This window comes from uncultured Methylobacterium sp., assembly GCF_964244095.1.
In the GTDB taxonomy this organism is placed as follows: domain Bacteria; phylum Pseudomonadota; class Alphaproteobacteria; order Rhizobiales; family Beijerinckiaceae; genus Methylobacterium.
On the sequence record NZ_CAXTHR010000183.1, the window covers coordinates 1 to 7431 of the forward strand.

7 protein-coding genes and 2 pseudogenes are annotated in these 7431 nt (G+C 69.6%); 2 read left to right on the top strand and 7 right to left on the bottom strand.

The window, feature by feature from the left end:
* The first annotated feature begins 140 nt into the window (after nucleotides 1-140).
* Nucleotides 141-560: a DUF6538 domain-containing protein gene (locus tag ACFE86_RS20145; RefSeq protein WP_375457105.1), complete on the top strand. Its 420-nt coding sequence runs from the start codon at nucleotides 141-143 to the stop codon at nucleotides 558-560.
* Here the strand turns inward: ACFE86_RS20145 and ACFE86_RS20150 are convergent.
* Nucleotides 547-717: pseudogene (locus ACFE86_RS20150) on the bottom strand (IS21 family transposase); the annotation flags it as partial. The gene ACFE86_RS20145 and the pseudogene ACFE86_RS20150 overlap by 14 nt on opposite strands.
* A gap of 1 nt (nucleotide 718) precedes the next feature.
* Here ACFE86_RS20150 and ACFE86_RS20155 point away from each other — a divergent pair.
* A pseudogene (locus ACFE86_RS20155) lies at nucleotides 719-1036 on the top strand (IS3 family transposase); the annotation flags it as partial.
* 407 nt (nucleotides 1037-1443) lie between these two features.
* Here the strand turns inward: ACFE86_RS20155 and ACFE86_RS20160 are convergent.
* The 6 genes from ACFE86_RS20160 to ACFE86_RS20185 form a co-directional block, all read right to left on the bottom strand.
* Complete coding sequence (locus ACFE86_RS20160) at nucleotides 1444-2412, bottom strand: isopenicillin N synthase family dioxygenase (protein WP_375457106.1); 969 nt, start codon at nucleotides 2410-2412, stop codon at nucleotides 1444-1446.
* Nucleotides 2413-2423: 11 nt separating this feature from the next.
* On the bottom strand, nucleotides 2424-3428 hold the full coding sequence (locus ACFE86_RS20165) for an ABC transporter substrate-binding protein (RefSeq protein ID WP_375457107.1): 1005 nt from the start codon (nucleotides 3426-3428) through the stop codon (nucleotides 2424-2426).
* A gap of 44 nt (nucleotides 3429-3472) precedes the next feature.
* Nucleotides 3473-4546 (bottom strand): Rieske 2Fe-2S domain-containing protein, encoded by a 1074-nt coding sequence (locus ACFE86_RS20170; RefSeq protein ID WP_375457108.1) that lies wholly within the window; start codon nucleotides 4544-4546, stop codon nucleotides 3473-3475.
* 68 nt (nucleotides 4547-4614) lie between these two features.
* The gene (locus ACFE86_RS20175) at nucleotides 4615-5406 is read right to left on the bottom strand and encodes an ABC transporter permease (protein ID WP_375457109.1); all 792 of its coding nucleotides are present in this window, start codon (nucleotides 5404-5406) and stop codon (nucleotides 4615-4617) included.
* Nucleotides 5403-6263, bottom strand: a complete 861-nt coding sequence (locus ACFE86_RS20180) for an ABC transporter ATP-binding protein (RefSeq protein WP_375457110.1) — start codon at nucleotides 6261-6263, stop codon at nucleotides 5403-5405. Before ACFE86_RS20180 ends, ACFE86_RS20175 begins: the two co-directional genes overlap by 4 nt.
* 13 nt (nucleotides 6264-6276) lie before the next feature.
* Nucleotides 6277-7281 carry an ABC transporter substrate-binding protein gene (locus ACFE86_RS20185; RefSeq protein ID WP_375457111.1) on the bottom strand — a complete coding sequence of 335 codons (1005 nt, stop codon included), beginning with the start codon at nucleotides 7279-7281 and terminating at the stop codon, nucleotides 6277-6279.
* Nucleotides 7282-7431: the final 150 nt, after the last annotated feature.

Sequence of the window (7431 nt, forward strand, 5' to 3'; positions counted from 1 at the left end):
AGCATGCGACTGAAAATCGCAGTGTCGGCGGTTCGACTCCGTCCCTGGGCACCATTCACGCTCTAAGTGTTTGATCCGCAGAAACGAACAGTAAAATCAGCGATTTAGGTTAGCTCGAGTGATACACCCGGGCGACACAGTTGGCGCTGAGAGCGGCGCAGCCTTGGTCCCACTTCAAAACCGGTGTTTTTTGGTTCCGGCGCGCTGTGCCGAGGGACCTGCGCGCGCAGGTCGGCAAGCCCGAGGAGCTTGCCAGCCTCGACACCGAGGACCGGGCTGAGGCGCGCGTTCGGCACGCCAAAGTTTCTGTCGAGGTTGAAATTCGTTGGGCCAACCTCCGGGCTGGCGGGCGCTCGCCGAGCGAGAAGCTCACGCGCTCGTCGCTCCGGCCCACGACGAATGGCCGAACCTGCACCACGACGATCCAAGCTTTCAATGCGGATGGCAGGCCGGCGGATGGCAGGCCGACCGCTCTGCTCCCGGTGGTACGTGCGGGTGATGGCGCGAACCGAACGCCTCGTAGCCCGGCACGCCGCCGACACCCTCGTCCTCGCCGATGACCGCGGTCTTCATGCGGTCGTGGGGGATCTCGATTGGCACACCGCCGATCGCGGCGAAGACCTGCACGCGACAGCGCAGCAGCGTCTGCGAATCCTGATGCGGGAGGAAGCGCGCCTCGATGTGCCGGGAATGGCCGAGCACCAGCGAGAACAGCCAGCGATCACGCCCCGAGAGCGCCCGGTCGGCGTCCAACCGTCAGCCCCTCGACGACGTCCGGCGTATCCACGCCGGGCACCACAGACGCTACGGCGCGCCTCGGGTGCATGCCGCCCTGCGCGCGGAGGGCCGATCGGCCGGTCGCGGGCGGGTGGAGCGTCTGATGCGCCGTCACGGCATCCGGGGTCCGGCAGGACGTCGGTTCCGGCCCTGGACGACCGGCAGCCGTCACGATCTGCCGATCGCCCCGAACCTCCTGAAGCAGCATCTTTCGGTCGCGCTGCCCAATACGGTCTGGCTCGCAGACATCGCCTACCTCCGACGGCAGGCCGAACGGAACGCGAGCCAACCCCCGCGTCCGTGAAACCGGGGGAGGCTCAAAATTGATTCGACCGATCCGGAAGCCGGCCTCGCGCCGCCGGTCGAGGCCCACCTCCGGCCCATCTTCGGCCTCTGCCATGCCCGTTCCGGCCTGTCGCGCTGCGTGCTGTGGTGCAGCGCCGGCGCCGTCGCGGAACCTGACCTTGCGGGAACGGACGGGGATGCGGGCCGCGCCGTTCACGGCGCAGGCGGCGGCGTGCCTCGGCCGATGCGGCGCGGACGCCTTTGCTTCCGCACCCGCGCCGGCTCCTCCAGGAGGGCGGCGCGCGGAGAGGTCGGTCGTCAGGGCGGCTGTCGTCCCGGAAGATGGGCGGCCTTCCGATCTCCCGGGTGTGCGGGGTCAGGTCAGGGCGTCGCCGCCAGGTCCATCGAAGCCCTGAGCTTCGACATGATGTAGGGCCCGGCCTGGACCGGCTCGAAGCGCGGCGGGTTGTCGGCGGCGCAGCAGCTCGGCAGGCAAGCGACCTCCGTGTCCTCGTTCGGGCCCGTGAAGGCCACCAGCGACAGCCGGGCCGTCGAGCCCGTCAGCGAACGATCCGGGTTGGTGACCCGGTGGAGGGTCGAGCGCCAACGCGCGTTGGTCCAGCGGGCCAGGAGGTCGCCGACATTGATCACGAAGGAGTCCGGCACGACGTTGGCCTCGTGCCAATGCCCGTCGCGGTCGGCGACTTCGAGACCGCCGGGCGCGGAATCCTGCCGCAGGATCGTCAGGCCGCCGTAATCGTGGTGCGCGCCGTAGCGGAGCTGGCCGGGGGCCGGCGGCTCGGTCTGGTCGGGATAGTGGACGAAGCGCAGGGTGAGCGCGGGGTCGGCGAACCACGGCGCGAAGTAGTCCTCCGGCAGGTCGAGGGCGAGGGCCGACAGGGTGGTGAGGTCGGCGGTCAGCCGCAGGATCTCGCGCTGCCAGGCCTGGACGAGGCCGCGCAGCTCCGGCGGCTCGGCGGGCCAGATGTTGGGCTTGCCCCTGCCTTCGCGATGGGGCGCGTTGAACACCAGGGCTTCGCACAGGTCGGCGGGGGTCTCGCCCTTGAGCGTCCTGGCCACGCTCTCGATGCCCATGGGCAGGTAGCCGCGCGCTTTCGTCTTCTCCGGGGCGGTGTCGCGGCGTTTCGCATCGAGGTCCTGCGCGAAGTAGCACTTCATGACCGCGTAGAGGTCGGCGGCCAGCGATTCCGGCACGCCGTGGCCGACCACCACGGCAAAGCCCGTCGTCTCGAAGGCACGGCCGAAGGCGCGGCCCACGGCGCGGCGCGCTTCGCCGTCGCCGCGCAGGAAGGGGGCGATGTCGACGACCGGCAGGTCCATCTTGGGCATGGTCCGATTCCTCAGGGCTTGGCCAGGAAGTCGAGCGTGTAGGCCTGCCGGTAATCGAGGGTGGCGGGGTAGATCCCGGCCTTGGCCATCACCTCGAAGAAGGATGTCCAGCGCGCATCCGTCATCGCACCGAGGCCGAGGGCGGCCGCGTCGCCGCCGGCCACGAGGCCGCGCCGCTTCATCTGGTCGATCTTGAACCGGAACAGCTCCTCGCCGCCCGTAGGCACGATCGCCAGGATCGCCTGCATGGCCGGGGTGGGATCGCCCGCCATGCACTCCTCCCAGCCCTTGCGGCTGGCCTCGACGAAGGCGCGCACGGTCTTCCCGTGGGCGGCGATGTAGGCCTCGGTGGCGAAGATCGAGGTGGCGTAGTTGTCGTAGCCGTAATCGGCGAGCAGGATCGAGACCGGCGGCTCGGGCAGAGCCTTGCCGAGCAACATCGCGTCCTCGGTGATGTAGCCCTGCTGGACCGCGCGTTTGTCGGCGAGGAACGGGGCCGCCGAATAGGCGAACGGCCGAAGCTGCTCGTCGGAGAAGCCGTAGGCGGTCTTGAGGTACTGCCAGAACTCGTTGCGCGAGAACCCGCCGACCATGATCGGGCGGTCCTTGAGATCGGCGAGCGTCGACACGCCCTGGCCCGCATGGGCGACCAGGGTCTGCGGGTCCTTCTGGAAGAACGCGGCGATGGTCCTCGCCTTCACGCCGCGGTTGACGAGGTTGAGCGTGGTGAAGCTCGACCCCATGCCCATGTCGAGCTCGCCGGCGGCCACCAGCAGGGGCATGTTCACGTTGGGATTGCCGGGCCGCAGCTCCACGTCGAGCCCGGCCCGCTCGTAGAACCCGCGCGCCTTCGCCTGGAAGAACCCGCAATGCTCCGCCTCCGGCACCCAGTTGAGGCCGTAGCTCACCTTCTCGAGGGCGCGGGCCGGCCCGGCGGCCAGCGCGAGGGCTGCGAGCGCCGCAAGCCCGATGGTCCTGACGGCGCGAACGGACGCTCTCGGCTGGGGCTTGATCACGGTCTGTCTCCTGGGGCGCCTGCGGCGTCGGTTCGGTGAAGGGATCAGGCGACCTGCTCGTGCGGCGTCAGCGTCGGCGCGGCGGGCACCGAGACCGCCGGCACCGCCTCCGAGACCTCCTCCTCGCCGTGCTCGCGCAGCAGCGCCAGCAGGCGGCGGCGCATGATCATGCCGGGGCGGTCGGAGGGCATGTGGCTCTCGACCTTGCGGCCCATGTCGATCGTGGCGTCGGGGTCGGTCGATTCGAGGATGTCGCGGTCCTCCTCGACGATGGCCGCGTCCCAGGCGATCAGCTCCTGCGTGGAGCAATCGGCCTCGGTGTCGTTGCGGTAGAGGATCTGCGCCAGCCGGATCGTCCGGTCGTCGATCGGGGTGGCCGAGTTGAAGATGATGTGGCGCAGGCCGGACGGGTACGCGATGTCGAGGCGCCGGCAGAACGGCATGAACCACTTGTTGCGCATGTGGCGCTTGGTGGTGGGCTCCGTGGTCCCCGAGATGCGGTGGGCCATGGCTGGGTTGGCGATGGTGATGAGCGTCTCGGCCTCGAAGCCGTAATCGGTCTCGGTGATCTCGTACTTCTCCGGGATCGGCTGGCTCATCTGCCCGAAGGTGTTCTTGTGCACGAAGGCGAAATGCGCGTTGTCGAAGGAGTTTTCCATCAGGCGCAGCGGCGAGGTCTTCCACACGTCGTGGAACTGCTGCACCCGGCGGTAGCCCGGCATCGTGTCCTCGGGCACCTCGGGGATGTCGGCGAGCGGCTCGCCGAGGCAGACCCAGGCGTAGCCGTAGCGTTCGGTGCAGCGGTAGGGCCGCACGGCCAGCCGCGGCACCACCTGGTCCGGCTCGAATTGCGGGATGCGGGCGAGCGCGCCCGAGCGGTCGTAGGCCCAGCCGTGATAGCCGCACACGATGAGGCCGTCCTCGCACCAGCCCTTCGAGAGCTGGGCCGTGCGGTGGCAGCAGCGGTCCATCAGGGCGGCGGGCTCACCCTCATGATCGAGGAACAGCACGAGCTTCTCGCCCATCAGGGTGAAGGGCTTGGGGCCTTCCTGAAGGTCGGCGATCCGCAGGGTGGCGTACCAGTAGTTGCGGAACACGGGCTGGCGGGTGGTCAGCATCGGGATGCGGTCCTTGTCGGCGATGGCCCGGCGTGAAGCCCTCCGGCACGGTGGAAGATGGTTTCGCGTCAGGCGCCCTCGGGCTCGGCCCCCTCGCCGAGCGCCAGGCGGCTCAACCCCGTCATCGCGAGGAACAGGAGGATGCCGGCGATCGTGATGAGGCCCAGCGCCGCGAACATGCGCGGGATGTCGAGCTGGAAGCCGGCCTGGAGGATCTCGTAGGCCAGCCCCGCGCTGCGCCCGCCGGTGCCGGCGACGAACTCGGCGACCACGGCCCCGATCAGGGAGAGGCCGGAGGCGATGCGAAGGCCGGCGAAGAAGTAGCCGAGCGCGCTCGGGATGCGCAGGCGGACCAGGGTCTGCATCCGGCTCGCCCGGTAGACCCGCATCAAGTCGACGAGGCCGGGATCGACGCTGCGCAGGCCGATCGTCGTGTTCGAGATGATGGGGAAGATCGCGATGATGGTGGCGCAGATCACGAGCGCCACCTGCGTGTCGCGCACCAGGATGATGATCAGCGGCGCCACCGCCACGACGGGCGTCACCTGCAGCATCACCGCGTAGGGGAAGAACCCGCGTTCGATGAAGCGGCTCTGCACGAACAGGAAGGCGGTGAGCGTGCCGAGGCCCGTGGCGAGCGCGAAGGCGATCAGCGTCACCCGCATCGTGCTCCACAGGGCGCGCAGCAGGTCCGGCCCGTTCTGGAGGAGGGAGGCGGCGACGCTCGAGGGCGCTGGGAACAGGTACTCGGGCACGGAGAAGGCCCGGCAGAGGCCCTCCCACAGGCCGAGCACCGCGAGGCCGACCACCACCGGCGGCAGGATCGCCTGGAACCGGGGCGAGCGGACGAGGGGCGTCATCGCCCGCCCTCCGGGCCGTCGCTCGCCAGGGAGGCGTCGGTGAGCACCCGCGAGAGGGCCCGGCAGTGCTCGGCGAAGCGCGGGCTCATCCGGAACGCCTCGCCGCGGGGATGGGGCTCGTCGATGGCCAGTTCGGCGAAGATGCGGCCGGGGCGCGCCGCCATCACCACGACGCGCGTGGACAGGAAGACCGCCTCGTAGATCGAGTGCGTGACGAACAGGACGGTGAGCGAGCGCCGCCACCACAGGTCGACGAGGTCGGCGTCGAGCTTGTTGCGCGTGAACTCGTCGAGCGCCCCGAACGGCTCGTCCATGAGCAGGAGGTTGGGCTCGGTGACGAGGCCGCGCGCGATGGCCGCGCGCATGCGCATGCCGCCCGACAATTGTCGCGGAAAGTGCCGCCCCTGGGCGCCGAGGCCGACGAGGTCGAGGGCGGCCTGGACGCGTGGGCCCGCCTCCGCCCGGCCCATCCCGGCGAGGTCGAGGGGCAGGCGCACGTTGCCGGCGATGCGCAACCACGGCATCAGCGTCGCGTCCTGGAACACGACCGCGAGGCGCCGCCCGTCGGCGCCGACCCGGTCGAAGCCGCCGCGCCACCACAGCAGCCGTCCGTCGCTGGGCTGGTGCAGGTTGGCGACGAGGGAGAGCAGGGTGCTCTTGCCGCAGCCCGACGGGCCGATCAGCGAGACGAACTCGCCCTCGCGCAGGGTGAGGCTCACCGGCGCCAGGCCGCGGGTGCCGTTGGGAAACACCTTCTCCGCCGACAGGATCTCGACCGCCGGCGCCGCGTCGGCGGCGGGCCGCCGCATCGGCTCGGGGGCAGGCTCGATCATCCTGTGGCGGGGTCGGGCGAACATCGGCCGTCGTGCCTCAATCGGCCTTGGCCGTCAGGACGGGCATCGCCTCGAGGCTGTAGGCCCTGCGCCAGTCGGTCTCGGCCTTGAGGAGGCCGGCCGAGACGAGGTAGTCGTAGCTCGCCTTCCAGCGCGCCTCGGTCATCGTGCCGATCGGAACGTCCTCCTCCCCCGAGAGCACCTTCAGCTCCTTCATGCGCTGGATGCCGAAGGCGATCTGGGCGTCGCTCATCTTCGGGTTCTGAGCCTTGATCAGGGCGTTGCCGGGCGCGGGATCGGCCATGTAGCTCTTCCAGCCCTCCATCGAGGCCTGCACGAACTTGCGCATCACGTCGGGCTTGGTCTCGATCGCCTTGCGCGTCGTGACGATGGTGGTGCCGTAGGGCGGGTAGCCGTCCTTGGCGAAGAGGAAGAACTTGACGGGGATGCCCTTCTCCTGGGCCTGGAACGGCTCGGAGGACGGGTAGGCCTGCTGCACCATGGTCTTGTCGACGAAGAAGGGCTGCAGGTTGAACGTGTAGGCGCGGGTCTGCCCGTCGCTGAGATCGTACTTCTTCTTCAGCCACGGCCACCAGGCGGTGTAGCCTGCCGAGGAGACGAGGATGGTCTTGTCCTTGACGCCGGCGAGGCTCGTCACGTCGTCGTGGGTCATCATGCCCTGGACGTCGTACTGGAACGAGGCCGCCACCGTGACGGCCGGCAGGCCCTTCTCCACCGCCTGCAGCACCTGGATGTCGTAGCCCATGATCGCGTCGGCCTCGCCGGCGAGCAGGAGCTGCATGCCGTTCACCTGCGGGCCGCCCATGCGGACCTCGACGTCGAGCCCGGCCTTGTCGTAGAGGCCGGTGGCCTTGGCCTGGTAGAAGCCGCCATGCTCGGCCTGGGCGAACCAGCTCGTGAGGAAGACGATCTTCTCGGCGGCCTCGGCCGGCGCGGCGCAGAGGGACCATCCGGACAGGGCGACCGCCAGGACGTTCCTGCGGGACGGCGCGTGACCGGCTTTGAATCCGTGGATAGCCATGCCTGATCTCCGGTTCCCGATCCTTACGCCCGATGCAGGGAGCGTGCCGGGCCGATCGCCTCCCCGGGAACCCGCAGCGCGAGCAGTCCTGGGGAAACCGGTCGGAGATGCTTGGAGAGCACCGTTTTTCTGACGAATCGCACGCCTAAG

Bases quoted from the DNA above. Each gene is read 5' to 3' on its own strand.
- ACFE86_RS20160 (WP_375457106.1), bottom strand. From the start codon at position 2,412: ATGCCCAAGATGGACCTGCCGGTCGTCGACATCGCCCCCTTCCTGCGC.
- ACFE86_RS20170 (WP_375457108.1), bottom strand. From the start codon at position 4,546: ATGCTGACCACCCGCCAGCCCGTGTTCCGCAACTACTGGTACGCCACC.
- ACFE86_RS20175 (WP_375457109.1), bottom strand. From the start codon at position 5,406: ATGACGCCCCTCGTCCGCTCGCCCCGGTTCCAGGCGATCCTGCCGCCG.
- ACFE86_RS20180 (WP_375457110.1), bottom strand. From the start codon at position 6,263: ATGTTCGCCCGACCCCGCCACAGGATGATCGAGCCTGCCCCCGAGCCG.
- ACFE86_RS20185 (WP_375457111.1), bottom strand. From the start codon at position 7,281: ATGGCTATCCACGGATTCAAAGCCGGTCACGCGCCGTCCCGCAGGAAC.